Annotated in this window: 29 protein-coding genes and 1 other annotated feature; of the genes, 24 read left to right on the top strand and 5 right to left on the bottom strand. The window is 40.2% G+C overall.

The annotated features are described in order from the left end of the window. The first annotated feature begins 5 nt into the window (after positions 1-5). The gene (gene mutM / locus AOX59_RS06765) at positions 6-836 is read left to right on the top strand and encodes a DNA-formamidopyrimidine glycosylase (RefSeq protein WP_068443663.1); all 831 of its coding nucleotides are present in this window, start codon (positions 6-8) and stop codon (positions 834-836) included. 9 nt (positions 837-845) lie between these two features. After that, entirely contained in the window at positions 846-1445 is a 600-nt protein-coding gene (gene coaE / locus AOX59_RS06760; protein ID WP_068443660.1) for a dephospho-CoA kinase, read from the top strand. A 65-nt stretch (positions 1446-1510) separates the two neighbouring features. On the opposite strand, the gene AOX59_RS06755 is transcribed toward coaE, so the two are convergent. Genes AOX59_RS06755 through AOX59_RS06745 form a run of 3 tightly spaced genes read right to left on the bottom strand, consistent with a single transcriptional unit; the run spans position 1511 to position 3601 of the window. After that, positions 1511-2017 (bottom strand): GNAT family N-acetyltransferase, encoded by a 507-nt coding sequence (locus AOX59_RS06755; RefSeq protein WP_068443658.1) that lies wholly within the window; start codon positions 2015-2017, stop codon positions 1511-1513. Positions 2018-2062: 45 nt separating this feature from the next. Next, positions 2063-2437, bottom strand: coding sequence for a VOC family protein (locus AOX59_RS06750; protein ID WP_068443655.1), 375 nt, complete (start codon positions 2435-2437; stop codon positions 2063-2065). An 18-nt stretch (positions 2438-2455) separates the two neighbouring features. Then, positions 2456-3601, bottom strand: a complete 1146-nt coding sequence (locus AOX59_RS06745) for an ArsR/SmtB family transcription factor (RefSeq protein WP_068443652.1) — start codon at positions 3599-3601, stop codon at positions 2456-2458. Positions 3602-3896: 295 nt separating this feature from the next. On the opposite strand from AOX59_RS06745, the gene AOX59_RS06740 reads away from it, so the two are divergent. The 9 genes from AOX59_RS06740 to rplT all read left to right on the top strand — a co-directional run bounded on the left by AOX59_RS06740 (position 3897) and on the right by rplT (position 13365). Next, positions 3897-4928, top strand: coding sequence for a glyceraldehyde-3-phosphate dehydrogenase (locus AOX59_RS06740; RefSeq protein WP_068443644.1), 1032 nt, complete (start codon positions 3897-3899; stop codon positions 4926-4928). A gap of 235 nt (positions 4929-5163) precedes the next feature. Further along, positions 5164-5634: a transcriptional regulator NrdR gene (gene nrdR / locus AOX59_RS06735; protein ID WP_068443642.1), complete on the top strand. Its 471-nt coding sequence runs from the start codon at positions 5164-5166 to the stop codon at positions 5632-5634. A 34-nt stretch (positions 5635-5668) separates the two neighbouring features. Beyond that, entirely contained in the window at positions 5669-7003 is a 1335-nt protein-coding gene (locus AOX59_RS06730; RefSeq protein ID WP_068443639.1) for a replication initiation and membrane attachment family protein, read from the top strand. Between the two features lie 21 nt (positions 7004-7024). Further along, positions 7025-7957, top strand: a complete 933-nt coding sequence (gene dnaI, locus AOX59_RS06725; RefSeq protein WP_068443636.1) for a primosomal protein DnaI — start codon at positions 7025-7027, stop codon at positions 7955-7957. Between the two features lie 767 nt (positions 7958-8724). Then, positions 8725-9582: a putative sporulation protein YtxC gene (ytxC, locus tag AOX59_RS06720; protein ID WP_237049385.1), complete on the top strand. Its 858-nt coding sequence runs from the start codon at positions 8725-8727 to the stop codon at positions 9580-9582. Positions 9583-9933: 351 nt separating this feature from the next. Further along, positions 9934-11880: a threonine--tRNA ligase gene (gene thrS, locus AOX59_RS06715; RefSeq protein WP_068443633.1), complete on the top strand. Its 1947-nt coding sequence runs from the start codon at positions 9934-9936 to the stop codon at positions 11878-11880. 149 nt (positions 11881-12029) lie between these two features. After that, positions 12030-12154, top strand: a sequence feature (ribosomal protein L20 leader region). A 69-nt stretch (positions 12155-12223) separates the two neighbouring features. Further along, complete coding sequence (gene infC / locus AOX59_RS06710) at positions 12224-12727, top strand: translation initiation factor IF-3 (RefSeq protein ID WP_068443630.1); 504 nt, start codon at positions 12224-12226, stop codon at positions 12725-12727. Positions 12728-12756: 29 nt separating this feature from the next. Further along, positions 12757-12954 (top strand): 50S ribosomal protein L35, encoded by a 198-nt coding sequence (rpmI, locus tag AOX59_RS06705; RefSeq protein WP_068443626.1) that lies wholly within the window; start codon positions 12757-12759, stop codon positions 12952-12954. Positions 12955-13008: 54 nt separating this feature from the next. Further along, a complete protein-coding gene (rplT, locus tag AOX59_RS06700) occupies positions 13009-13365 on the top strand; it encodes a 50S ribosomal protein L20 (protein WP_068443623.1) in 357 nt (118 codons plus the stop codon). A gap of 83 nt (positions 13366-13448) precedes the next feature. On the opposite strand, the gene AOX59_RS06695 is transcribed toward rplT, so the two are convergent. Then, positions 13449-14363 carry a ketopantoate reductase family protein gene (locus AOX59_RS06695; RefSeq protein ID WP_068443620.1) on the bottom strand — a complete coding sequence of 305 codons (915 nt, stop codon included), beginning with the start codon at positions 14361-14363 and terminating at the stop codon, positions 13449-13451. A 226-nt stretch (positions 14364-14589) separates the two neighbouring features. Here AOX59_RS06695 and AOX59_RS06690 point away from each other — a divergent pair, with 226 nt between their 5' ends. Next, the gene (locus AOX59_RS06690) at positions 14590-14850 is read left to right on the top strand and encodes a DUF1294 domain-containing protein (protein ID WP_068443617.1); all 261 of its coding nucleotides are present in this window, start codon (positions 14590-14592) and stop codon (positions 14848-14850) included. A gap of 65 nt (positions 14851-14915) precedes the next feature. Continuing rightward, positions 14916-15218: a TVP38/TMEM64 family protein gene (locus AOX59_RS20575; RefSeq protein ID WP_335338781.1), complete on the top strand. Its 303-nt coding sequence runs from the start codon at positions 14916-14918 to the stop codon at positions 15216-15218. A gap of 332 nt (positions 15219-15550) precedes the next feature. Here the strand turns inward: AOX59_RS20575 and AOX59_RS06680 are convergent, their stop codons facing one another. Then, positions 15551-15943, bottom strand: a complete 393-nt coding sequence (locus AOX59_RS06680; RefSeq protein WP_068443614.1) for a sigma-w pathway protein ysdB — start codon at positions 15941-15943, stop codon at positions 15551-15553. 123 nt (positions 15944-16066) lie between these two features. On the opposite strand from AOX59_RS06680, the gene AOX59_RS06675 reads away from it, so the two are divergent. The 11 genes from AOX59_RS06675 (at position 16067) to AOX59_RS06620 (ending at position 25033) form a co-directional block, all read left to right on the top strand. Continuing rightward, the gene (locus AOX59_RS06675; RefSeq protein WP_068443611.1) at positions 16067-16552 is read left to right on the top strand and encodes a dUTP diphosphatase; all 486 of its coding nucleotides are present in this window, start codon (positions 16067-16069) and stop codon (positions 16550-16552) included. Positions 16553-16619: 67 nt separating this feature from the next. Then, positions 16620-17705: a M42 family metallopeptidase gene (locus AOX59_RS06670; RefSeq protein ID WP_068443608.1), complete on the top strand. Its 1086-nt coding sequence runs from the start codon at positions 16620-16622 to the stop codon at positions 17703-17705. 450 nt (positions 17706-18155) lie between these two features. Further along, entirely contained in the window at positions 18156-18932 is a 777-nt protein-coding gene (gene istA / locus AOX59_RS06665; RefSeq protein ID WP_237049384.1) for an IS21 family transposase, read from the top strand. Positions 18933-19020: 88 nt separating this feature from the next. Beyond that, a complete protein-coding gene (locus tag AOX59_RS20230; protein ID WP_068443600.1) occupies positions 19021-19245 on the top strand; it encodes a hypothetical protein in 225 nt (74 codons plus the stop codon). Further along, positions 19238-20032 (top strand): IS21-like element helper ATPase IstB, encoded by a 795-nt coding sequence (istB, locus tag AOX59_RS06655; RefSeq protein WP_068443598.1) that lies wholly within the window; start codon positions 19238-19240, stop codon positions 20030-20032. The genes AOX59_RS20230 and istB overlap by 8 nt, the downstream gene beginning before the upstream one ends. A gap of 93 nt (positions 20033-20125) precedes the next feature. Continuing rightward, entirely contained in the window at positions 20126-20581 is a 456-nt protein-coding gene (locus tag AOX59_RS06650) for an ASCH domain-containing protein (RefSeq protein WP_068443595.1), read from the top strand. 498 nt (positions 20582-21079) lie between these two features. Next, positions 21080-21994 (top strand): ATP-binding cassette domain-containing protein, encoded by a 915-nt coding sequence (locus AOX59_RS06645; RefSeq protein WP_068443592.1) that lies wholly within the window; start codon positions 21080-21082, stop codon positions 21992-21994. Positions 21995-22009: 15 nt separating this feature from the next. Further along, a complete protein-coding gene (locus AOX59_RS06640) occupies positions 22010-22831 on the top strand; it encodes an ABC transporter permease (protein ID WP_068443588.1) in 822 nt (273 codons plus the stop codon). A 768-nt stretch (positions 22832-23599) separates the two neighbouring features. Continuing rightward, positions 23600-24001, top strand: a complete 402-nt coding sequence (locus tag AOX59_RS06630) for a YbaN family protein (protein WP_237049383.1) — start codon at positions 23600-23602, stop codon at positions 23999-24001. Between the two features lie 173 nt (positions 24002-24174). Continuing rightward, on the top strand, positions 24175-24579 hold the full coding sequence (locus AOX59_RS06625; RefSeq protein WP_068443584.1) for a bleomycin resistance protein: 405 nt from the start codon (positions 24175-24177) through the stop codon (positions 24577-24579). Between the two features lie 118 nt (positions 24580-24697). Further along, the gene (locus AOX59_RS06620) at positions 24698-25033 is read left to right on the top strand and encodes a hypothetical protein (protein WP_068443581.1); all 336 of its coding nucleotides are present in this window, start codon (positions 24698-24700) and stop codon (positions 25031-25033) included. Positions 25034-25796: the final 763 nt, after the last annotated feature.

Genomic DNA, 25796 nt, shown 5'->3' with positions numbered 1-25796 from the left:
ATGACATGCCGGAATTACCAGAAGTCGAGACGATAAAAAATACACTCAAACGATTTGTAATCGATAAAACCATTACGGATGTATCTGTATTTTGGCCGAATATCATTAAACAGCCCGATGATATTGATCATTTTAAACACCTTTTAACGGAACAATCGATTCGGGATATACACCGGAGAGGGAAATTTTTGTTGTTTGAACTGGATGATGCTGTTTTGGTATCCCATTTGCGGATGGAAGGCAAGTACAGTGTTCATCCGTCAGCAGAACCGTTAAAAAAACATACACACGTCATTTTTAAATTTAATAACGGGGAAGAACTCCGCTACAACGATGTGCGCAAATTCGGGACGATGCATCTATTTAAAAAAGGAGATGAACGGAACAATAAACCGCTGAACCAACTTGGCCCGGATCCGTTTGATGAAGCATTTACGCTGGATTATTTTTACCAGAAGCTAAAAAAAACCGACCGTGTCATCAAATCGGTATTGTTGGATCAGGCGGTTGTTGCCGGTTTGGGAAATATTTATGTTGACGAAACATTGTTTAAAGCACATATTCATCCGTTGAAAAAAGCGAATAAATTGAAGAAACGAGAAGCAAAAGCGATTTGGGAAGCAGCGATACACACCTTGAAAGAGGCGGTTGCCCAGGGAGGAACCACGATTCGGTCGTATGTCAATTCCCAGGGCGATATGGGAATGTTTCAGCAGGAGTTGTTTGTTTACGGCCATGAAAACGAGCCATGCAAAACATGCGGCAACCCCGTTGTGAAAATGAAAGTCGGCGGACGGGGAACTCATGTCTGTGTTTCATGTCAAAAAATGAAGTGAGGATCGCAAATGACACATGTTATTGGACTGACAGGAAGTATTGCAAGCGGTAAAAGCACCGTTTCATTAATGTTTGATGATTTTAATATTCCGGTAATCGACGCCGATAAAATATCCCGGGAAGTTGTCATGCCGGGAGAAAAAGCATATGAACAGATTGTTGAAACATTCGGTGAAGGTGTTTTATATGATGACAAGTCACTCGACCGGAAAAAATTAGGAGCAATTGTATTCGAGAATGAGGAAAAACGTCAACAGCTAAATAATATCGTACATCCCGCAGTCAGGGAGAAGATGATTGAACGGCGAGATGCATTTGCCGCATCCGGTGAAAAAAGTGTCGTGCTCGATATCCCATTGTTATTTGAAAGCAAACTGACACATTTTGTTGATAAAACCGTTGTTGTTTATGTTGATGAAGGTGTCCAGCTCGAGCGCCTGATGGAACGCGACGGTTATTCAGAGGAAGAGGCTTACCAGCGGATTAACGCACAGATGCCGGTCAAAGAAAAGGCAGCGCTCGCCGATGCTGTCATTGACAACAATGATTCAAAACATGACTCCTGCCGACAGCTCGAATCGCTGCTTCGGGCATGGGATGTATTGTGATTTTTAGTTGAAATTAAATTTGGAACACCTTCAAAGATAGCTCAGTTGCCTTAACTGAGCTATTCCTATAAGGTCTCATGTATTGATCTTACATATCGAAAGGAAACCTGTTCTTCCCCGGTTTCGGTTAATGTTCCCCTTTTCTCTTGATAAACAAAACCCCTTGCTTCGTAAAAAGGAATACCACGCTGATTGTCTTCTTGAACAGAAACCCATTGTTCTGAAGCCCCTTGATCAATTACTTCCCGCGTCAGTGCCTCAAGCAGACGTCTGCCGATTCCTTGATACCGATACATTTCGTTCACATACAGCATGAATATCTCTGCTATATCCGGTCCCGTCATACCGCCACCAATTACACCTGCAACTTCTGAATCAATGAGTGCAGCATGCGTATAAGCTCCTGCATTGATGTCGTTGATCACCCGTTCATGGTTATACCAAAACGCAACATTCTTTTTCTGGTATTCTTCGCTTAGCTTTCCTTCTACAGTTTGCCTCCAGCCCGCAGTACAGATAGCAGCAATCGCTTCTGCATATTCTGTCTGTGGTTTAATGATTGATATTTTCAATGATTAATACCCCTATGATATCGCTGCCCAGGAAATAAAAAGAGACTATGACAAAGGCTGGACAATCCAAATTCGATAACCATCCGGATCACTAATGACAGCTTCTTTGACACCCCATTCGCGGTCAACAGGTTCCTGCATAATTTTTCCGCCGGCGCTTTTGATGGAGGCAACAGCTTTAGTTACATCGTCAGCCAATAGTTCAAAGATCACACCTTTTTCGACCGGTTCAGGTTCATCAATAATATGCAGCATGATGGTCATTTTACTTTCACCCGGTCCAACAGAAAAATAGGCCATGCCATCTTCTATAAATTCTTCAGTCAAACCTAAAACATTCTTGTAAAAATGTATGGATCTGTCCATGTTTTTCACCGGGATGACGATAGTACTGAGTTTTTCAATTTTAAAATTTGTCATTTAAAGTTCCTCTCCTTTTTAACCTCTTGTTAATAATGACTCCAGAACGTTTATCACGTCGCTTATCCTATTTTGGCTGATTGAAAAATACTTTGTGTTGCCTTCTTGACGGATCGAGACGAGACCTGATTTATGCAATTGATTGAGATGACGTGATATTGTGCTTTGTTTCATATTGAGTTTCTTGATGACTTGCTGAGCAAACATTTCCTTGTTTTCAGCGAGAAGCACAAGAATTTGCAGGCGCGTCTGATCGCCGAGACCTTCAAAGGCCGGGGAAACATCTGACAAATGTTGTTGTGATGAATATGTTTCCTTTTCCGTTTCATCTGATGAAGGCTCAAACATGACATACATATGGTTGTTGATATTTTCAAAGGTCAGCAGTCTTCCTAAATTAAGAACGGGAATAAATGTCACTTTTGTTGCCCGTTTCAGCTGGTCCGTTTCATTCGTATCAGGATATAAACCTGTCAGTTCGAGAAGGGCTTCAAGGTTTGTCCTGAATGATTTAGATAAAATTTTTTCGTTTTGCAGGTGCCATTCTGATAACCGATTTTGTTCACTTTCCCACAGATCGTTGAAACCTGATAACCAGAACCCCTCGATCAATTGAATTATTTTGGCTTTCACGCGCTTCAAGTCTTCATAGAAAGTTAGAGACCCTTCTATATCCGTTGTTGACCAGCTCTCCAAAACAGCTTTTATGGCCCTGCGGCGGTTTTCGGGATCCTTTAATTGATCTTCATCTAAGCTGACATCCTTCATCGTTTCCTCTACAAGAGGTATACGCGGCAAATATTGATAATAATAGTCCATCGTCTCCCTGATGCCGTAAATGACTAAATCCAATACGTGATCCTCGGTCATCTCCTTCCACCAGCTAATAAACTCATCCCAATCCTTATTCAAATTATTAATTGATTTGATGTAATAACCTCTGAGTATGACGCCATGAGCAAAAACTGTTCGCAACAACTGCAAATCGTTTATGAGATGGTCAGGCAGCTTATTGGTAAGATCTTTTAATGATTCTGAAGAAAGCGTGGAACTGTTTAAATAATAATCAGTCAGCTGAATATGTGTCAGGAGATTTACCCCCAACGATTGCACCATATTAAGACTTGGCTTTGGATAGGCAGGTATAAAAAATGCTTTCTCCACTGTCGTCCTCCTTTCAACAACATACGAATATTGAATATTTGCATATAATTGTAAAAGAACGAGATTTAAAAATCAAGTAAAATCGGAAAATTAATCATATAACTTTTGTGAGTCAAAATGGTGGGGAAATCAATGGTAGAGTCTTTCTTTAGGCTGTGTAGAATATAATTGACAATAAAACAATTTTTGGATTCAAGAAAATTTTTCATTGAAGAATAGCACATTCTCACCTCAATGTGTTATACTAATTGCAAACAATGATTAAAAAAGTATAACATAAATTGGGGGATGAACAATGAATAAAACCCGAGTTGCAATTAACGGATTTGGCCGTATTGGCCGCATGGTTTTTCGTCAGGCGGTAAAAGATCAACAATTAGACATGGTGGCAATCAATGCCAATTATCCTCCTGAAACACTTGCACATTTAATTAAGTATGACAGTATTCATGGTATTTTTGACAGTGAAATTAAGGCGCTGCAAGATGGACTGGAAGTTGATGGCAAGCAAATTAAGATTGTCAGTTCACGCGACCCGGAAAAGTTGCCATGGCAAGACCTTGATATTGATGTTGTCATCGAAGCAACAGGAAAATTCAAATCAAAAGAAGAGGCAGGGCGGCACATTCAGGCTGGAGCAAAAAAGGTTGTCATCACAGCTCCCGGCAAACAAGTTGACAACACACTTGTGATGGGCGTCAATGAACAATCATACAAACCGGAAAATGATGAGGTTATTTCCAATGCTTCCTGCACGACTAATTGCCTGGCACCTGTCGTAAAAGTATTGGATGAACATTTTACAATTGAGAATGGCCTGATGACGACAGTGCATTCGTTTACAAATGACCAAAAGAACCTTGATAACCCGCATAAAGATTTGCGCAGGGCCCGCGGGCTCACCCAATCGATCATTCCAACTTCAACTGGTGCTGCCAAGGCATTAGGCGAGGTGCTTCCGCATTTGCAAGGGAAACTGCATGGAACAGCACTGAGAGTCCCGACACCGAATGTTTCGCTGATTGATTTGGTCATTGACGTGGAAGAAAATACAACCCCTGAGATGGTAAACGCTATTTTTCGCGACGCTTCCAAAAATGATATGCAGGGCATTATCCAATACAGTGATGAACCGCTCGTTTCGGTCGATTATACAACAAGTAACTACTCGGCTATTATCGACGGGTTGTCAACTATGGTCATGCAAGATAATAAGATTAAAATATTAGCTTGGTATGACAATGAATGGGGCTACTCAAAACGCGTTGTGGATCTCGCTAAGTATGTTGGAAGTTATTTGAGCAAGAAACATGTGAAAGTTTCATAATAAGTGTATATTATATAAACCATTAAGATTGACCTCTTTAAAAAGATGCGTCAATCTTTTCTTTTATTTCCTGCAGATATGATAATCGTGTTACAATAAATAGGATAAGATATAAATTAATGACGTATCTGCAGCTTAATATAATGGTGCAGTTATAAGAAACTCGGATAATAAATTGACACTGATCTAAAATAAATATTTAAAGGCAGTTATGAATGAATGGGGTTGAACAAATATGAGATGTTCAAATTGCCAAAATAAAAGTACAAAAGTACTGGATTCCCGGCCGATTGAGGAAGGCCGTTCAATACGCAGACGCAGGGAATGTGAACGGTGTGGTTTCCGGTTCACCACGTTTGAACGGATTGAAGAAGTTCCATTAATTGTCGTTAAAAAAGATGGCACACGTCAGGAATACAGCCGTGAGAAACTGATACGCGGCTTGATTAAAGCCTGTGAAAAGCGGCCAGTCGCACTTGAGCAGATTGAAGGCATTGCAATTGATGTGGAAAAGGAGCTCAGAAATACAGGCGTATCCGAAATAGAAAGTAATGACATTGGTGAAATGGTAATGGAGAGGTTGTCTGATGTTGATGAGGTCGCATACGTTCGTTTTGCTTCTGTCTATCGCCAGTTCAAGGATCTATCCGTTTTTTTGGATGAATTGAAAGACTTGATCAAATCTGATAAAGAACGATCCGAATGAAAAAGCACCAACGAACAAAGAGAGGATTAGCATAATGAGTGATATCGGAAAAATTTTGCCCATCGAAGGATACCGGGTTTTACTTAAAAGAAGCCTGCCGGTTGAGTATACTAAATCGTTAACACATTTGTATCAGCCGCTTGTCGGCGTTACGGCGGTTTCACTCTATCAGACACTGATCAATGAGTTGGATTTCCAGGAAGAATCAGCGGCTCAGACACATCATACATTGATGAATTACATGAACTTGCCGCTCGACAAAATTTATAGATCCAGAATAAAGCTGGAAGGGCTTGGCTTATTGAAAACGTATCAGCATAAATCCAGTGAACATAGTGTATATACGTATGAGCTTTTGCCACCGTTTGCCCCGGCTGAATTTTTTGGTGATGATATGCTTGCACAATTGCTTTATCATCATATTGGTGAGTCGAAGTTTACGTTGTTGCAGGAGCATTTTCGCGTGCAGCATTCTGATAAGGGAACCAATATAACCGCTGCCTTCAACGACGTATTCCAAACTTTTCAGCCTGATGCTGCGACGATTCCGTACATGGAAACACAGGAGAACAGCCAAGTAACAGAAGAAACATTCCCATCAATCGATTTTTCCTGGATGGAACAAATGCTTCAATCACGGATGATTCCTGCCAAAAAAGTACTGACAGCAGCAAATAAACGGCTTATACACCAGATGATGACACTGTATGGTTTGGCAGAATTTGAAGTCGAAAAGGCTGTGCTTTGGGCGCTTACAGAAGAAAACACACTTTCAGCAGGTGAATTTAAGGAAGCGTGCCACGATTTGTTTCAATCAAAAAATCAATCGTCTTCAATACGGCTCGCTGAGAAAACTACCAATAAAGCAGTGGAAACAGACGTTAAGCCAACCACGAAGGAAGAGCAGCTTATTTCGAAACTGGAAAACATTTCACCGAAAGAACTGCTTGAAGATTTTTCCAACGGCGAACATGCATCAGGCCAGGATTTGAAGATGATTCGGGAAGTCATGACGACACAAGGTCTCCCTTCACCGGTTATGAACGTACTGATTCATTATGTACTGCTGCAGTCTGATATGAAATTGTCAAAAGCATATATGGAAACAATCGCCAGCCACTGGTCACGAGCGAATTTAAAAACGGCGAGTGAAGCTATGGCATTTGCCAAAAATCAAAAGGCGCAATATCAAGAGCGTAAAAACAAACCTAAAAACTACCGCAAGCCAGCCTCCAAAGAAGTGGTGCCGGAATGGTTTAAAGAGCGGAAAAAGAAAAAGCCGCAAGCTGAACAAACCAGTACGAATACCGCACAGAATAACGAAGAATTTGCAGCATTGCTCCGGGAATTCTCAAACGGAAAACAATAATCACGTGCAAGGGTGTCGATTATGAAACCAGTACAGTCTGAAATTCAAAAATGGATGAAACAAAACCAAAATTTCAAAGAAAACTATTTGAAAGTAAGGGAAGAGGTGCTGAACGATCCTGAAATCAGTGAATTCTTGTCGCTTAACCCTCAGCTATCCCAAAAAGAAATTGACAAAAACCTTATCAAACTCTATGAATATAAAACACAATCGAAGCAGTGTGATAAGTGCAAGAGTTATGGCAGCTGCATAAATATGATTCAAGGTTATTCACCGATATTGCGGACGGACAACGGTGAAATACATCTTGTATATGAGAAATGCCATAACCGCACTGATTATGAAAAACAGAAGGAACAGCAGGATTTGATTCAGAGCTTGTATATGCCAAAAGATATATTAAATGCAAGTGTTGACAGCATCGATATCGATAATCAAAGACAGCCGGTTGTCTATGAAATGTTAACCTTTTTAAAAGAAGCGAAAACGAACCTCCCATCTAAAGGAATTTATTTCTATGGGCCATTCGGCGTGGGGAAAACGTATTTTCTTGGTGCGCTCGCAAATGAGCTGAAGCAGTTTAATATATCATCCATGCTCATTTATATGCCTGAGTTTGTCCGGGAGATGAAAAGCTCCATTAAAGATGATTCGATTAATGACAAGATTAATTATTTCAAAAAGACCGATGTCCTTATGCTTGATGATATCGGGGCTGAAACACAGTCGGCCTGGTTCCGTGATGAGATACTCGGATCTATTTTACAATACCGGATGATGGAAAATTTGCCGGTATTTTTCACCTCCAACTACAGTATGGAGCAATTGGAGGAACAGCTTGCAACAACGAACCGGGGCGGCAGTGAGACGGTCAAAGCCGGTCGGATTATTGAACGGATCAAACAAGTCACTAAAGAGGTCGAATTGCAAGGTGATAACCGCCGTGATTTATGAATCGTTACGACTATCTTTTATTCATTTTTACAACCGGTCTTAAGGCTAAAAAGGGGCATGTTCCATGAATGTTTGGACGTGCCTTTTTTTTCTAATATTCCTGATTCGATTATAATTTTAGGCTGTTTTCGCAATCATTGTTGCTTTTTACGCAGTTGATATAAAGTGCGAAGTAGTGAAAGATTTCATTAGGAAGGCTTTTTCCATTCTGAATATCTCTAAGTGCTTAAAGAGGCTCCGGCAATATACTCCGCTTTCCATGGGCACGGCCTCAGCCTCCTCAGAAAGCAAAGGCCGCTTTCTTGCGGGGGCGTCACGACACGTGCTGTTCCCATAGTCTGCGTATATTGCCTGCGCTGACAATTGCTCACTGGAGTTTCAGTTGTTTAACGAGTAACGATGTTTACACACTCACACCAGCAGCTGGAATATGCGAGACTCCTGTGGGAAAGCGAGCTCTTGTAGACCCCGCAGTGAGCGGTTTTTGCTCACGAGGAGGCTCGTGGGGAGCCCACGGAAAGCGAGAAATTCTGAGCTGCGTCGCCAGAAAGCTTTTCCAAATAATCAAATAAGATTTTACTTCGCAGTTTATGGATTTTTGTTAAAAGCAACAATCTTTTAGAACACAACCTAATTTTAAAATATGGCAGAAGAGCATTATCCTATTTGACCACTCTGCATTATAGATAATTACTAGTTTCATGGGACGTGACATTTTTTCATTGGCACGTCCATATAATGTAACAGTTTGGTCTTGGATGAGGGTGATGTTTTTGCTGGAAGTTTATTTTGAATCGGATAAAGAGGCGATTAGCTTTTGTGAGAACTTGTTTCAATTGAATAAAGAAATTGAATTACACTGGCGAACAACGAAAGTATGGGGGAATTATCTTCAGCTGGAATCCCGGGCAGCCGGCACCGATTTCATGGAGACGATTGCCCGGGCTATGGTTGGTGTATTTGTGACTCACCGCTTGACAAGCATGCTCAATAGCATTATCAGGCGCAATTATTATTATTCGAATGCAGATGAAATTGAACGGATTTTGGATTTGTCGTATTGGATCTGTACCGGAGATGATAAAGACAGCCAGATGGTACGAAATCATAAAGATCCGAGCAAGCTGCTTTATTCATTACTTTTGTCTAACATTAAACAGTCAGGTACAATTCATTTCGATTCACTTATCAGTTTTCAATTAAAGGTTTTTAAAGATCAGCTCAATCATTATGTTGGGCTTGCGATTGATGAGTTCAAACGTGAAGAAGATCATCAGGCATTTATTGATTCGCTCAGGAAATATATCAGTAAACGAAAGCCTGTATTCAACACCATATATATTTTACAAGGCGATTCGTTTTCTTTTTATAGGCCGGATGGCAAGCGGTTTTCACGAATGGAATTACAAGTGCTGATGCAAAAAGAACCGCTTTATATTGTCGGTCTGGATGCCGAAGAGCTGAATTTGTCACCGCTGATAGCGATGGCACCTGAAAAAATCAGAATTTATGGTGATGATCCGGCAGATCCAAAAACATTAACGGTCATTAATATCTTTCAGGAAAGAGCCACATTTGAATCAATCAGCAAATTTCCTTTCCGGCCTCATTTAAAAAATAAATAATATCGGTTGATTTTATCATTTACAACGGCTATAATACGATTTATATAAGTTCATGTATGATAAAAGTGCCGATAAGGACATGATCATTTTGAGATTTGAGCAGATTAGAGAAGGAAGCCAGTGGCTGGAAGCTTCCGCTGCACAAGCTGATGATTACCACCTTTAAACTTTGCTGTCGAACCATACAGTAAACAGCAGCGTAACATCTGCGTTAAAGATTAATGAAGCCGTATTTTTATGCGGAAATTAGGGTGGAACCACGTGACCGACGCTCGTCCCTTTGCTTTTAAGCAGGGGATGAGCGTTTTTTATTTTGACGAAAAAACTATATCTAACAAAGGAGCGATCATTATGGCGGATTTAACAATAACGTTTCCGGATGGAGCGAGTAAGGCGTTTCCTGGGGGAACGACCGGCGAAGATATTGCAAGTTCTATTTCACCCGGACTAAAGAAACAGGCACTCGCTGTCAAAGTAGATGGAGAACAGTTTGATCTAAAGAAGGAACTTCCTCATGGCGGCGCGATCGAAATCATCACCTATAAAAACAATGAGGGCATTGATATTATGCGCCATTCAACAGCTCACTTGCTGGCACAGGCAGTCACCCGGTTGTTTGATAATGTGAAGTTCGGCGTAGGCCCGGTTATTGAAGAAGGGTTTTATTATGATATTGACATGGGCCATACGCTGACACCTGAAGATCTTCCAAAAATTGAAAAAGAAATGAAACGAATCGTTGATGAAAATCTGGAAATTGAACGGATCGAGGTCTCCCGTAATGAGGCAAGAGAAATGTTTCAGGAAATTGGGGACGATTTAAAACTGGAATTGATCGATGATATTCCGGAAGATGAACAAGTGACAATCTACCGCCAAGGGAATTTTTTCGACCTGTGCCGGGGGATACACGTTCCATCCACAAGTAAAATCAAAGCATTTAAATTGTTGAGTATCTCCGGCGCTTATTGGCGCGGCGACAGCAATAATAAACAGTTGCAGCGTATTTACGGAACAGCTTTTGAAAAACAAGGTCAGCTTGATGAACATTTGCGCATTCTTGAAGAGCGGAAAGAGCGCGACCATCGTAAACTCGGTAAAGAACTTGATATTTTCACCGTTTCACAACAAGTCGGACAGGGGCTGCCATTATGGCTCCCCAAAGGGGCAACAATCCGTCGTATTATTGAGCGCTACATTGTTGATATCGAAGAACGTCTTGGTTATGATCATGTGTATACACCTCTTCTGGGCAGTGTTGATTTGTATAAAACAAGCGGTCATTGGGATCACTACCAGGATGACATGTTCCCGACAATGGAAATGGACAATGAAGACCTGGTTCTCCGTCCGATGAACTGTCCGCACCATATGATGGTGTACAAAAATCAGTTGTACAGCTACCGCAATTTGCCGGTTAGAATTGCTGAACTGGGTACGATGCATCGTCACGAAATGTCAGGGGCATTGGCAGGTTTGCAGCGTGTCCGCGCAATGACGCTGAATGATGCACATATCTTTGCCCGCCCGGATCAGTTAAAGGATGAATTTATCCGGGTTGTAGAACTTGTGCAAAGGGTTTATAAAGATTTCGGGATCAAAGATTATTATTTCCGCCTTTCCTATCGTGACCCTGAAGATAAAGAGAAGTATATTAATAACGATGAAATGTGGGAAAAAGCACAAGCTATGCTGAAAGAAACGATGGAAGAAATGGATGTTGAATACGTTGAAGCAGAAGGCGAAGCAGCGTTTTATGGTCCGAAATTGGATGTGCAAGTGAAAACTGCTTTAGGAAAAGATGAAACACTGTCGACTGTTCAGCTTGATTATCAACTTCCGGAACGCTTTGATTTGACCTATATCGGTAAAGATGGCAATGAACATCGACCGATTGTCATTCACCGTGGTGTCGTCTCCACGATGGAACGATTTGTGGCTTTCCTGATCGAAGAGTACAAGGGTGCATTTCCAACTTGGCTGGCACCTGTTCAAGTGAAAGTTATCCCGGTGTCACCGGATGCTCATATGGATTATGCCAAAAAGGTCGCTGATAATCTACGGTTCCAGGGCGTCCGCATCGAAGTGGATGAACGGGATGAAAAAATCGGTTATAAAATCAGAGAAGCACAGACTCAGAAAGTTCCATTTGCGTTAGTCCTTGGTGATAAAGAGATTGAAAAAGAGAGCGTAAACGTCCGCCGGTATGGTGAGAAAGATTCTGAGACAATAAGTTATAATGATTTTGAAAAGATGATTAAAGAAGAAATCGACCAAAAGGTTCTGCAAAGAAAGTAATACTTTTCCCAGGCACCATAGCGTGTCTGGGCTTCCTTTTTATTTGCAATCATGATAAACTGACAATGAAGGTTTTACAGACTGACAAGATTAGTTGTTGACATAACAATTATTAGATGCTATTCTGTAAAAGTTGAATAAAATGATCTGAAGACAAGCAGAAGCACCCGCTTCTCACCTGATCGACGCAAATTTGCAGTCGGCTGGTTTTAAACTTTTCAATTAACGATTGGAGACGTGTGGGTGCAGTATGTACCGACACTTTTTTATTTGCGATAAACGACTTGTCAATGACAGATCACGAATTTAAATTTTTGGAGGTGGCTTTAAAATTAGCAAAGATATGAACGTCAATGAGAAAATTCGTGCCCGGGAGGTACGACTGATCGATTCAAACGGGGATCAGCTGGGAGTGAAATCACGTAACGAAGCACTCGATATTGCACAAAAACGCGAACTGGATCTGGTTTTGGTGGCGCCAAATGCCAAACCGCCAGTGTGCCGAATTATGAACTATGGCAAATATCGTTACGAACAGCAAAAGAAAGAAAAAGAAGCACGCAAAAAACAAAAAGTTATTAATGTTAAAGAAGTGCGTTTCACTCCAGGAATTGGCGAACATGATTTCAACACCAAATTGAAGAATGCGAGAAAGTTCTTAGAAAAAGGCGATAAAGTGAAAGCTTCTGTCCGGTTCCGCGGACGTGCCATTACACACAAGGATCTCGGCCGGGAAGTTCTTGACCGTCTGGCAGAAGAAACAAACGATGTTGCGACTGTTGAATCCAAAGCAAAAATGGAAGGCCGCAATATGTTTATGATGCTTGCGCCAATTAAAGAAAAATAAGTTTTTAACGATACAAGGAGGATACCAATATGCCAAAGATGAAAAGCCATAAAGGTTCTCAAAAACGACTTAGTAAAACAGGTACAGGAAAATTAAAACGCGGACATGCGTATACAAGCCATATGTTCGCAAACAAATCACAAAAGCAGAAGCGTAAACTGCGTAAATCCGCTATTGTTTCAAAAAGTGATTTTAGACGCATCAAAACGATGCTTCCGTATAAATAAACGCTGGATTCTATAAAATTAACAGATTTTCAATTGTATTAGGAGGGAATTATCATGTCACGTGTAAAAGGTGGAACAGTTACGCGTAAACGTCGTAAACGCGTATTAAAATTAGCTAAAGGTTATTATGGCTCGAAAAGAGCGCTATTTAAACAAGCGAAACAGCAGGTTATGAAGTCTGGTCAATACGCTTACCGCGACCGCAGACAGAAAAAACGTGACTTCCGCAAGTTGTGGATTGCCCGTATTAATGCTGCAGCACGCATGAACGATATTTCATACAGCAGATTAATGCACGGATTGAAGCAAGCTGGTGTTGAAGTTAACCGTAAAATGCTGTCAGACCTCGCAATCAACGACGAAAAAGCATTTGCACAATTAGCCGATAAAGCTAAAGCAGCCCTTAAATAAAGAAAAACAGCCAAGTCCATGTCAAAATGGACCTGGCTGTTTTTGTATAAATGGGGACAGGGGCGACGTGATCGCTGGCCCGACTAAAATGTCTTCTCCATCTCACTGATTTTCCTGTATAGCTCCTCATTCACAGGTGTTGCAACATCATGATTCTCGCCTAATTTAATAACACTGCCTGCAAATAACTCCAGCTCGCTTATTCGTTTCGCTTCCATATCCTGACGCATGGATGGCTTGCCGTGCGGGCTTAATTGGCCAATAACATTAAGCCAGTACTGCAGATCTGCTTCGGTTAAATCAATTTCCTCATATTTGGATAGTTGTATAACTTCCTGCATGGCTGCAATCATCATTTCACGCGCTTCACCGTCCCTTTGAATTTTACCGTAGTCACTTTCGAACACGGCGACTGTCTGATTGACGCCGACATTCTGCATAAATTTTCCCCATTGCCTTTTCATCATTTCAGCATCCAGTTCATATGGTATGTTCACCTGGTCGAAAAAGGATGCGAGGCATTTTACTTTTCGTGAATCAATGCTTTGTTTTTCGCCGAAGCAGAGGAGACCAAAATTGTCATAAGTCTGCCGGTTTCCTGTCTTTACTGCATCCATTCCCTGTGCAACACAGTAAAGCACCTTATCGAATCCATAGTATGTACCAATATCTCTTTCGCTGGATATGCCGTTTAAAGTCGACAAGATTATTGTGTGATCATCAACATGGTTTTCAGCTGCTTTTATAGCTTCATGCAGTCCGCTGTATTTCACGGAAAAAATTAATAAATCTGCCAGTTCGACGGGTTCTTCAGGTGTAACATACTGAAAATCACACCGTTCACCATTGCAAAAAATCCCCTCATGCTCATATTTTTCGATACGGTTCTGATCAGCAATAATACGTAAATTTGCTTTCGGAACCTCTTTGGAAAGTTGATGCCCGTACATGACTCCCAGCGCTCCAAGTCCGATCATTGATACTTTTTTTATTTCCATGGATGCATCCCCTTTGTCCATTTGTATTGTTTTACAACTGGTTTTGGTATTAGTTGTCATTATATCATTATTCCCAGTTTATAGCTGATTTTTGACTGGATCATTTTTAAGTTAAATCTGTTAGAGGCCTTGATATTTTAATCGTATTCATGGCCTGCTTCACGTATAATAGAGGACAGATTAATAGTTATGAGTCAATTAACGAAAAACTAAAGGAGCAACGATAATGATCATTGCTTACATAATCAGTGTCAATATCATCGGCTTTTTAATGATGGGCTTGGACAAACGTAAAGCCAAAAAGCAAACATATCGAATACCGGAACGGACATTTTGGGGGCTGGCTATCCTTGGAGGCGCTGTTGGGATATTAGCCGGTATGAAGCAGTTCCGGCATAAAACAAAGCACCGGTCATTCACGGCAGGTATACCATTATTGATTATCATTCAGGCTGCTTTAATTGTTTGGCTTAGCTTTATGTCATAAGGACTCGTCTCATGTCATATACATGTACAGATGTGGAATTGGTGATGAAAAAAGGGAGGTCGGATATGGAGCAGTTTGGGACTTATATTATGGTTTTTATTGAAACAGGCGGGCTGCTCGCACCTATTTTGTTCATCAGCTTTCATTTATTAAGGCCATTATTTTTTCTGCCGGTTGCTTTTATATGTATTTCAGGCGGTATTCTGTTTGGAACTGTGGCCGGTACATTATACTCCCTTATTGGCATTACATTATCAAGTATCATTTTCTATGCCATTATTCGTTGGATGCCGCGTACATTTAAGAAGCTTGTCAATTTAAAACGGAAATTAATGGGAACAGTTCTGAATTCACAGCACCGCAAATAGCCCTTCTAAGGCTCGTCCCTTTCATTCATTTTCATTTGTTATCATTATGTCTGATCGAAATCTCGGAAAACTTCAGGGATTACGCAAAGTCTTCAATTCTCACCAATATTCCGTTGGCTTTAGTTTACACTTCAGTTGGCCAATGGCTTTCAAGCTTATCTCCAATTCACATCCTCATATTTCTCGCCCTTTTACTGCCGTTACTATACATCCTTCGTAGAAAAGAAATTATTATCAAATGGACTGACTTCTTCCAAGTAAGCACCTAATGAAAAAGCGCATCCACCCCGGGTGCGCTTTTTGTTTCAAACCATGAGATACAGCATTTTACGTCACTCAATCGTTGTTAAAACCAATTTGTTGATTGGGTATTTCCATGTGATTGCGGCATATGGATAGCGCATCAGCAATTCTTTTTCGATAAAATATAAATCGTCCCGGGTTATACCTTCCAGCTCATCCGTATCACGGGCGAAAATATGGATGTCAACCACTTCGAACGCTTCTTCAGTGGCACCAATATATTTTTCCCCTTCAAAAAGGCAGCCTTTATATACAAATTGGATATTTTTCTTGGAGTTGCCCTGGTCATCAACCATGTAGAACGTATTGGCGGCTTTTGCAATTTGCAGCTTCCTGCCCGGATTCCGGAAATATTGAATAATGGTGTAGACAACCAAAATGAAGGCGATGAGAATAAGCAATCGGAATAAAAGAACAACCATATTAACAGTCTCCCTGTTACATTTGATATCATGTAATACGATTTAAGGATCTAAGAGGTTTCACTATTATTGTACTTTCATGCTACAATCATTTTAAATGTAGATTGAAATGGGGTAAAGAAAATGGACTACTCAGAGCTATACACGATGCAAAAACAGCTGGATGCTTATATTGAAAACGAGCATGGGCTGATGAACGAAGATGTTTTCCGGGAAAAATATTTAGCATTGCTCGTCGAACTGGGGGAGCTTGCTAACGAAACAAGGTGTTTCAAGTTTTGGAGCACGAAACCAAGAAATAAGCAGTCTGTCATTTTGGAAGAATATGTTGACGGTCTTCATTTCATTTTATCTTTAGGACTGGAAAAAGGGTTTCACTACAGTTCCAATTCGATACCACGCTCCGAAAAAGATGAAACCGGACAGTTCAATCTTGTCTATGATTCATGTGTTGCATTTTATCGGAACCCTCTGGAAGAAAATTATAAAAAACTGTTTGAACATTTCTTGCAGCTGGGAGTATTACTCGGATTCGATGAAGAAGCTGTTAAAGATGCTTATATGAGTAAAAACGAAATCAATTATGAACGCCAGGACCAGGGATACTGACAGAAATATTTTGTTATTTAACTTTCTGACGTTATAATAAAGAGGAAATAGAAGGAGGGCCTTACATATGGCAAAGCTGGATGAAACAAATACGATGCTCAAAGATTTAACTGATGCGCGGGGGATCCCGGGAAATGAAAAAGAACCAAGAGAAGTTATGGAAAATTATATAACACCTTATGCAGATGACGTGTATACAGATAACTTGGGTAGTCTGATTGCTGAGAAGACCGGTGAGGAGAACGGACCGAAAATTATGGTTGCCGGTCATTTGGATGAGGTTGGCTTTATGGTTACCCGTATTGACGACAAAGGTTTTGTCTATTTTCAAACAGTCGGCGGCTGGTGGAGTCAAGTTATGCTGGCGCAGCGGGTGACAGTTATGACTGCCCGCGGGGATGTGACCGGATTGATTGGATCCAAGCCGCCTCATGTCTTAGGTGCTGAAGAACGTAAAAAGCCGGTTGAGATTAAAAATATGTTTATTGATATTGGTGCATCAAGCAGGGAAGAGGCCGAGGAATTTGGTGTACGGCCCGGTGATTCGATTGTCCCTTACTTTGAGTTCACACAAATGAAAAACGAAAAATTGTTGATGGCCAAGGCTTGGGATAACCGGATTGGCTGCGCGATTGCGATTGAAGTTCTTAAACAACTGAAAGGGGAAAAACACCCTAACATTGTTTATGGCGTCGGAACCACCCAAGAAGAAGTGGGCTTGCGCGGTGCACGTACTTCAGCACATGCTATTGGACCCGATATCGGCTTTGGCGTCGATGTTGGGATTGCCGGTGATATGCCAGGCGTTTCAGACAAAGATGCTGACAGTAAGCTTGGTAAAGGACCGCAAATCATTATTTATGATGCATCAATGGTACCGAACAAAGGTGTTCGTGATTTAGTTGTCGATACTGCGGATGAGCAAAAAATTCCATACCAATTTGCTTCTATGGCAGGCGGTGGCACAGACTCAGGCTCCATTCATTTAACAGCGGATGGCGTCCCGTCTTTGTCAATAACCATTGCAACGCGTTATATTCATACACATGCTGCCATATTGCATCGTGATGATTTTGAAAATGCCGTAAAACTGATCGTTGCGACAATCAAGAAATTGGATGCTGATAAGGTAAAGGAAATTAAGCTAGCTTAATCTTAAGGCCTTATTAAAAGAGGAATAGCACGTCAACTAAATTCTAAGTAGTTCACTTACAGTGGGGAAAAAATAAAAAAAGAAATACATTTAGCGTACTAAATCACATAACATTTAGTGCGCTATTTTTACTGTCATAACAACCTTTTTAAGGGAAAAATTGATATTTTATCATTCGTATTAGTACGATAATAACCAAGTGGCAATAAATATTGCCATTGCCCTAAAAGTATTGATAAAAAGGGTCAAAATTGCTTTGCGAAAATACTTTTTAATTTAAATGCTATTTTACCGTGTAGAGATGTATTTTGAAATGTGTTATCCGGGTTTTTGTTTAGTGCATAATAAAAGTAGAGAGTATTGCAACCAAAATCTTAGAAGGTTGCACAAATAAAAAAGGCTTGCCAGCCCGACCAAAAAACCCTATCGTTAATAGTGACTAAACTGTTAATGATGGGAGTAATGAAAGGAATGCTGGCAATGCCTGAAATTAATCATATCAAAAAATTAAGGAATATTAAATCACTATCGATCAACGAGATGGTAAAACGTACTGGTTTTTGTTGGGAAACGGTGAAGAAGTATGCGGATGAGGATCAGTTACCGAAGGAAGGAGAAACGAAAAAGAGAGGAATGATATATGAAGAAAAGTGGGGCGAAATTGTATCGGATTGGTTAACAGAGGACTATGCGCTTAAAAAGAAATTAAGAAGAAATAATAAAAACATTTTTGAACAGCTACAGAAGTTAGGTTTTCCAGGTTCATACCGGACGGTATGCGTCTATGTAAAAGAGTGGAAAGATAAGGTGTTAGATGAGTCTGATGAAATAAAAGAAGAAGCAGAAAGGCTAACACATCCACCGGCGGAAGCCCAGATAGACTTTGGCGTCACAGAGGTTGTGCAAGAGGGAAAAGTGAAAGATGTTCATTGTTTAATTATGAGTTTCCCATATAGTAATGGTGGATTAGTAGTTCCTTTACCTGCAGAAAATCAGGAATGTTTTTTAGAAGGCATTAAAATGCTTTTGGTACAGGCTGGATGTGTTCCAAGAAAGCTGCGATTGGATAATCTTTCAGCTGCAGTGGTTCAAGCTAGAGGACGAGGGCAGGAAACTATTTTCACAGATGCCTTTCAACGTTTCAGCAGCCATTATGGATTTGAGCCACAAGCCTGCAATGCGAGAAAAGGAAATGAGAAAGGGCATATGGAAATCGATACTAAATAATTGGATGCGAAAACCAAGGTCCATTGTCTATTCACGGTATTTCCCTTATTTACCTGGAAGGATCGCCCATCACTTAAATATTGAATCGATGGAACTGCGAAAAGAGCGGGTTAAATGGCTTTTTAGTTTCATAACCAAGTATGACATGGTGGAAATAAATGATAGATTCTATGAATTAGCACCTATCGAGGAAGTGGAAGGAGAATCATTCCAGAACACCATTGATCATCCTTATGATGTGAATTGGAGCATTTACGACTCACTTCAACCTACGGAAAATAGGCAAACCAAGGTGGAGGTGTCACATGTCTAATTCAATACGTGAAAAATGTAAAGCACTACGATTAGCACATGTGGCAGATGTGTATGAGAAAGTACCTTTTGAAAATCCAGAGCAGTTCTTAACAACACTATTACAGGAAGAATTGGATTTAAGAGAAGCCGCAAAAGGCGAACGATTAATCAAAAAGGCTAAGTTTATGAATGAAAAGGAATTAGAAAATTATCAGTGGAGTGATCATGTACGATTCCCTCCACAACTTGACAGAAACGCACTCGAATCGCTCCATTTTATAGATAGAAAAGAGAATTTAGTATTGACTGGAGCGCCAGGCACCGGAAAATCGCATCTTGTGACTGCATTGGGCAGGAAAGCTTGTAGAAATGGATATGATGTTCGTTTTTATCGAGTGGCCGATTTGGTAGAATTGCTTGAGAAATCGTGGAGAGAAGGACGCTACCAACAATTTCGCAACAAGTTTAATAAAGTTAGTATGATCATTTTGGATGAAATGGGCTACGTTCCGTTTAGCAAGGATGGTGCTGAATTACTATTTCAGCTCATATCTGATTGGTATGAACAGCGCAGCCTTGTCATTACATCTAACTTAGAGTTTAGCCAATGGAATAAAATATTTGTGGACGCGCGGTTAACCGCCGCTTTGGTAGATCGTATCATTCACCACGCTCACATCTTGAGCTTTACTGGGGACAGTCACCGTGTAAAACATGCATTATTCTCGACTTTTTGCTTGCAAAACACACATGTACTGGTGATTAGTGACAATAGACTTGTTTCATTTAATAAAGTTGTTCCTTAAACGGGCGCTTAACTTGAATAAGGAATAGCGCCAATATTGTATATAAGGGCTAAATTCTCAAATAAAGAAGAAATAGAAAGCAGGGTGATATATATGAGTAATGATTCAATTAACCAAATGTGGGTGGCGTACAGAAGGGCAAACCCGAAGGCACCGGAAAATTATGAAGCGTGGGCATTCGGTGATTCTAAGGAAATGGCAGATGAACTTGCTGAATTGGTATTGAATGGCACCAAAACAGCGACAGCTTCCAATTATACGATGTATGAGGAAGATGAGCCGTTACCGTACGTTGGTCTTCATAATATTGTTTTGGACGGCGATGGAAGAGCCGTAGCTATTGTCGAAACCACTTCTGTTGAGACAGTGCCTTTTGACGAAGTAACTGAAGAACACGCTTATTTAGAAGGTGAAGGCGATCGCACATTGAGATACTGGCGTGAAGCACACGAAGACTTTTTTAAGAAAGAATTTAAAGAGGTCAATCAAGAATTTCATAATAAAATACCAGTGGTATGTGAAAGGTTTAAGGTAATATTTAAGAAGTAATTTTACGATCATTATTCCGGAAAAGGGCGCTAATCAGCAATAAGCATTAGCGCTCAAACTGGATTTAAGGATCATTTAGTGGAACATTGCATAAAGCATAATAGCTGTTTGGAACTGGAATCGTCAAAATTTATTATATCCAAGGTTAATAAACTGTTTTAATGATTTACTCTTTTAATTGTTTTGTTCTTAATAAATTTTATTCCGTTTGTGATTTATTATAAGCAGTATGAAGATTTGAAAAAGCAAGATGGCAATAATGCTCAGTATGATAAATTGGTTAGACGTATGTTGAGAGCCGATAATTTTATTTTACCAGCAATGCTTGTTATTGTTGTCTTAGTTTATATTCTGCAATAGCTAATACGAATGGGCGCGAAAAGGTAGCATGCTGGACTTGGAAAGTTCGCCTGCAGATAATTACTTCTTACTCTTGTGATCAGGTCTGTCCATGTGAGCCTGATATAAGGCAGCGTAGAAAAAAAGGGGGACCAGTAATTGATCGAGGTTCATAATTTAAATAAACGTTATAAATCTTTTCAGGCTGTCAACAATAGCAGCTTTTATGTAGAACAAGGAGAAATTTTCGGGTTTCTTGGGCCGAATGGGGCAGGGAAAAGCACGACAATCAATATTTTATCCACTATGTTGCAGCCTACGAGTGGGACCGTCACAATCAATGGCTATGATGTAATAAAGCAGCAGAACCGGGTGCGGGAGAGTATCGGAATCATATTCCAACAAAATACGCTGGATGAAAAACTGACCGCCAAGGAAAATTTAATGCTACATTGTAAATTCTATGGTGTGCCCCGCGCTTCCCGTAAACACCGAATCGATGAGGTGCTGGAGATTGTAGATTTACAGGAAAGTATAAATACGTTGGTAGAGAAGTTCTCCGGCGGCATGCAGCGCCGCTTGGAAATTGCACGCGGGCTGCTTCATTATCCAAAGGTGCTATTTCTTGATGAGCCGACAGTGGGGCTTGACCCACAAACGCGAGCTCATGTCTGGGAATATATTTTAAAGCTGAAAGAAAAAGAAAATATTACGATGTTCCTGACAACCCACTACCTAGATGAGGCAGAAATCAGTGATCGTATTGCTATTATGGATCATGGGGAAATTATTGCGGTTGATACACCAAAACGATTAAAGCAGCAGCTCGGCGGCGATATTATCGAAATCACCACAAGCGACAATGAAGCGGCCATGAAGGAAATCAGGGAAGACTTCAATGTGGTGGAGTTATCGCTCAAAGACGATGTAATCTATTGCAAGGTGGGAAACAGCGATGCGTTTGTTTCCGAATTTATCAAAATGCTACAGACACCGCTAACTGGACTGGATATCCGGAAACCTACACTAAACGATGTTTTTCTGTCATTTACGGGTCGTGAAATCAGAGATTAAGAGGAGGGATGATTGGTGGAAGGAATTATCGCCATTTGGCAGCGGGATATTATCAAGTTTTTCAGGGACCGTCCCCGGATGGTCGGATCTTTTTCCATGCCTATTTTGTTTCTGGTGGTATTTGGCATTGGGATGGGTGGTTCGATGGAATCATTAGTTAGTGCGGGGACAAATGCGGAGAACTTCAATTATACAGAATTTATTTTCCCGGGGATTGTGTCAATGACCTTGCTGATGACATCAATTTTTTCATCGCTTTCGATTATACAGGACCGTGATTTTGGTTATATGCGTGAAATTCTTGTGTCACCGGTGTCCCGGGTAAATATTGCAATTGGCAAAATGCTTGGCTCAGCTTCTGTCGCTTTTTTGCAGGGTGTCATGATGTTTGTGCTCCTCCCTGTGCTCGGTATAGGAATTGATCTGGTTTCATTTTTCCAAATACTACCTGTTATGTTTATGATTGCTTGTGCCTTCTCGTCGTTGGGTCTGCTCGTGGCGAGCCTGCTCAATTCCATGCAGGGGTTTCAGCTGGTTGTAAACATTCTTGTTATGCCGATGATCTTTCTATCCGGTGCCTTATTCCCGCTAAATAATATGCCCGGATGGGTCAGTTTCCTTGTGACACTGAATCCGGTCACTTATGGAGTTGATCTAATGAAACATATCATGATTGACGTGGAGAGCCTGAATGGGGCTGTGAGGGAGGCAATGGGTCTCAATATAAAATTCTTTGGCCAGCCAGTCACCATGACCGGCGAAGTTTTCTTCTTACTGGGATTCACAGCGCTCCTGATTTTGCTTGCCACCTTAAGTTTTAGGCGAGCAAACAGTTAAGCCGACTAGAGATTTTCAGTAAAAGTTGAAACGTTATTTTTTACTATGCGTAGTGATAAGTAATTATCTTAATAATCGAAATGCCTTCTATAATTTATGTGCTTTACAAGTTAATTTTTTAGGAAGAGAAAGATATCCGAAACGTTAATTATCACTCTTATTCTTATTAGAAGCATTTATTTGGCAGCAATCAGCTTTTACATTATGTTTAAATTCTACTTCTACAAAAAATTTCAGATGTTGGTCTTTCAGATTCACGGGCTTATCTATTGGATTGAATTAATTCAGTTTAAAGCAATCGGGCGCAAAAACGGGTGTGAAATATTCCTGGCTCAAATGAAATGTGGTCACACAATTTCGGTAAAGGTCAGGCAGTTTTTAATTTTTTACTGAAGGGTTATGTCGAGGAGTCGAATGATGAGGTAACACTCTGAAAGGCTTCCTCTGCGTCGAATAGCACGTTGTTTAGTGAGAAGTAATGTGTTATAAAGCTCGGCTAATAGGCATGAAAACTTACCGTAACAGTCCGGCTGACGAAAGCCTACCCGATGGGGATGATATGTTACGGCAATACGATCGGGTGCCACTCCTGAATAGAAGTTGTCCTTCAGAGTCAGTCCAGATTGTGGAATAAACGAAGAGGTCATTGGGCCAAAGATATTTTTCAGTAATATAAAAATAATGGAAGTAAGAGAGTGTTAAAAATTAATTTCCAGCAGGGGGCGCAGGGTTTCTGAAGGTATCAATTACTAGGGGATATGGCTATAGATGAAGGTGATCACAATGAAACACATCAAAAGAGCGCTATTGGTTCTTCTTGGGCTTATATCTTTTGGTATCGGCGTTGCGGGAACGATACTCCCTGTTCTGCCTGGAGGTCCGTTTTACTTAGTTGCAGCTTTTTGTTTCACGAAAAGTTCCGAGCGACTTGATAATTGGTTCAAAAGCACTGAGGTGTATGACAAATACGTGGAAGGCTTCCGCCAGAAAAGAGGCATGAGGCGGAAAGAGAAAATCCGTATCAATCTGATTGCTGATTTCTTTATTATACTTTCGATATTTATTATGCATATTATCTTGGTGCAAATCGTGCTTGTTGTGCTTGGCCTCTACAAACATTACTATTTCATTAAGAAAATCAAAACAATTAAGCCGGAAGAGAAAGGATAATTTCCAAGATGGGGATTACTTTTTTATCTGGCCATTGTTTCTAAAAATCCAACGTTATAGATACTAATAGTGTTTTAGCTTTCTTCCATTAAAGGGCGCATTCGCGGAATAACCATTTATTTTTCGGGCTATTATGTTGAATAACTTTACTAGAGAGCTAAGGAGAATAAACAATGAAATTCAATGCTTTAATTCCAGAGTTATCTGTAACAGATATTGAAAAGTCCAAATGGTTTTATATAGAATTGCTCGGCTTCAAATTAGAATATGAACGTGTAGACGATAAATTTGTATTTGTTTCGTTAGAAGAGGAAACACAAATAATGCTAGAAGAAATCAATGGTCATTGGGACACTGGGGAGCTGAAGCACCCATTTGGTAGGGGAATTAATTTTGAAATAGACATTGAGGACATACAACCTGTCATTAATCGTTTAAGAAAACAATACATTCCACTTTTCAGAGAGCCCACTGTCAGCGAATATACAAGTAATGATAATACATTTATACAAAAAGAATTTCTTGTTCAAGACCCTGATGGATATTTACTAAGGTTCTCGCAAGAAATGGCAAGTTGACATAAAAATCTCTTCCTGAATCGAGCGCCATTCCGGAATAAGTCTTGGCGCCCGTTTCGTACAAAATGGTCATTTAATGGATGAATTGTGTTAAAATTGAATCAATTTACAGGTGAAAATGGAGGATTCTAATACGGGCTTAGCTTTGGAAATTGCGCGCGTTTCACTGCCTGTTGTAATAGCAGGTGGGATTGCAGTATTTGTAGTTATAAGAATGAAACATAAATATAAGAAAGGCACCCTGGGTAAGAAAAAATCAAAAGGCGCTCAAAATTTATTAGATAGTTTAATACCACTCGGAATGATGATTGGTTGTGCTGTTGCTGTAACTCTTAGCATATTTTCCCCAATTTCCTTACCATCAACAATTGGTTTGGGAGCTGGAACAGGGTTATTATTTGGATGTTTTGCTTATGAAATTTATAGCAAAAAGGAGAAAGTTATTAGTAAATAGCTATCTTCAAGAAAAGGGCACTAATCAGGAATAAGAATACGTCCATTATTTATAAGGGGTAGGATGAAGTGAAATTGATCGGCAAAATTCAGGAAAGATGCAAAGAAAGAAATAAGTTATTTTTGGCTTTAGAATTTCTCTTTTCCCTTTTAACGCTTTATTTTGCTATACGACTGTTATTTATATCCACGTCAGCATTAGGAAGTTCAAACTATTCAACCGATCTATCAAATGTATTAACTTTTGCAATGACCCTTTGCTTAGGGTTATCTTGAGCTGTTCGAGTCCTTGAAATGTTAGTTACAGGTAAAAGACAATATTTTATCTTACTACTTATTGGCACAATTATTGTATTGGGTGTATCGGTAATAGAACTACGGTGGCTTCTTATTTGACGAAGCGATTGGCGAAAAAAGTCGGCATTAAATACGTCTTAAGCAATCGGGCGCGGTTGTGGAGCAACACAGGAGGAAAAATGATTAACCGTTAGCTTGTAAGGTCTTTTTGTACAAAAGTAACAGTTGGTGTTTTCTTTTTTAGCAAAATCGGGTATACTGTACATAGAAGATCATATAATAATAAAACCGTAGACGCTCCCACGCCTACGGTTTAATAGACCGAACCCCATCAAGAGGGGTTAGGCAGCAAAAGGAAAAAATAATCCCTCAGCGCCGTTCAAACGCATAAGAGGGGTTATTTTTTATGGTTTTTGTCAGACATAATAAACGCCACCAACATCCCGAAGGATATCATCAGCGTCAGT

The organism is Lentibacillus amyloliquefaciens, assembly GCF_001307805.1.
Classification (GTDB): Bacteria; Bacillota; Bacilli; order Bacillales; family Amphibacillaceae; genus Lentibacillus; species Lentibacillus amyloliquefaciens.
This window is presented reverse-complemented; position numbering and strand designations above follow the sequence as displayed.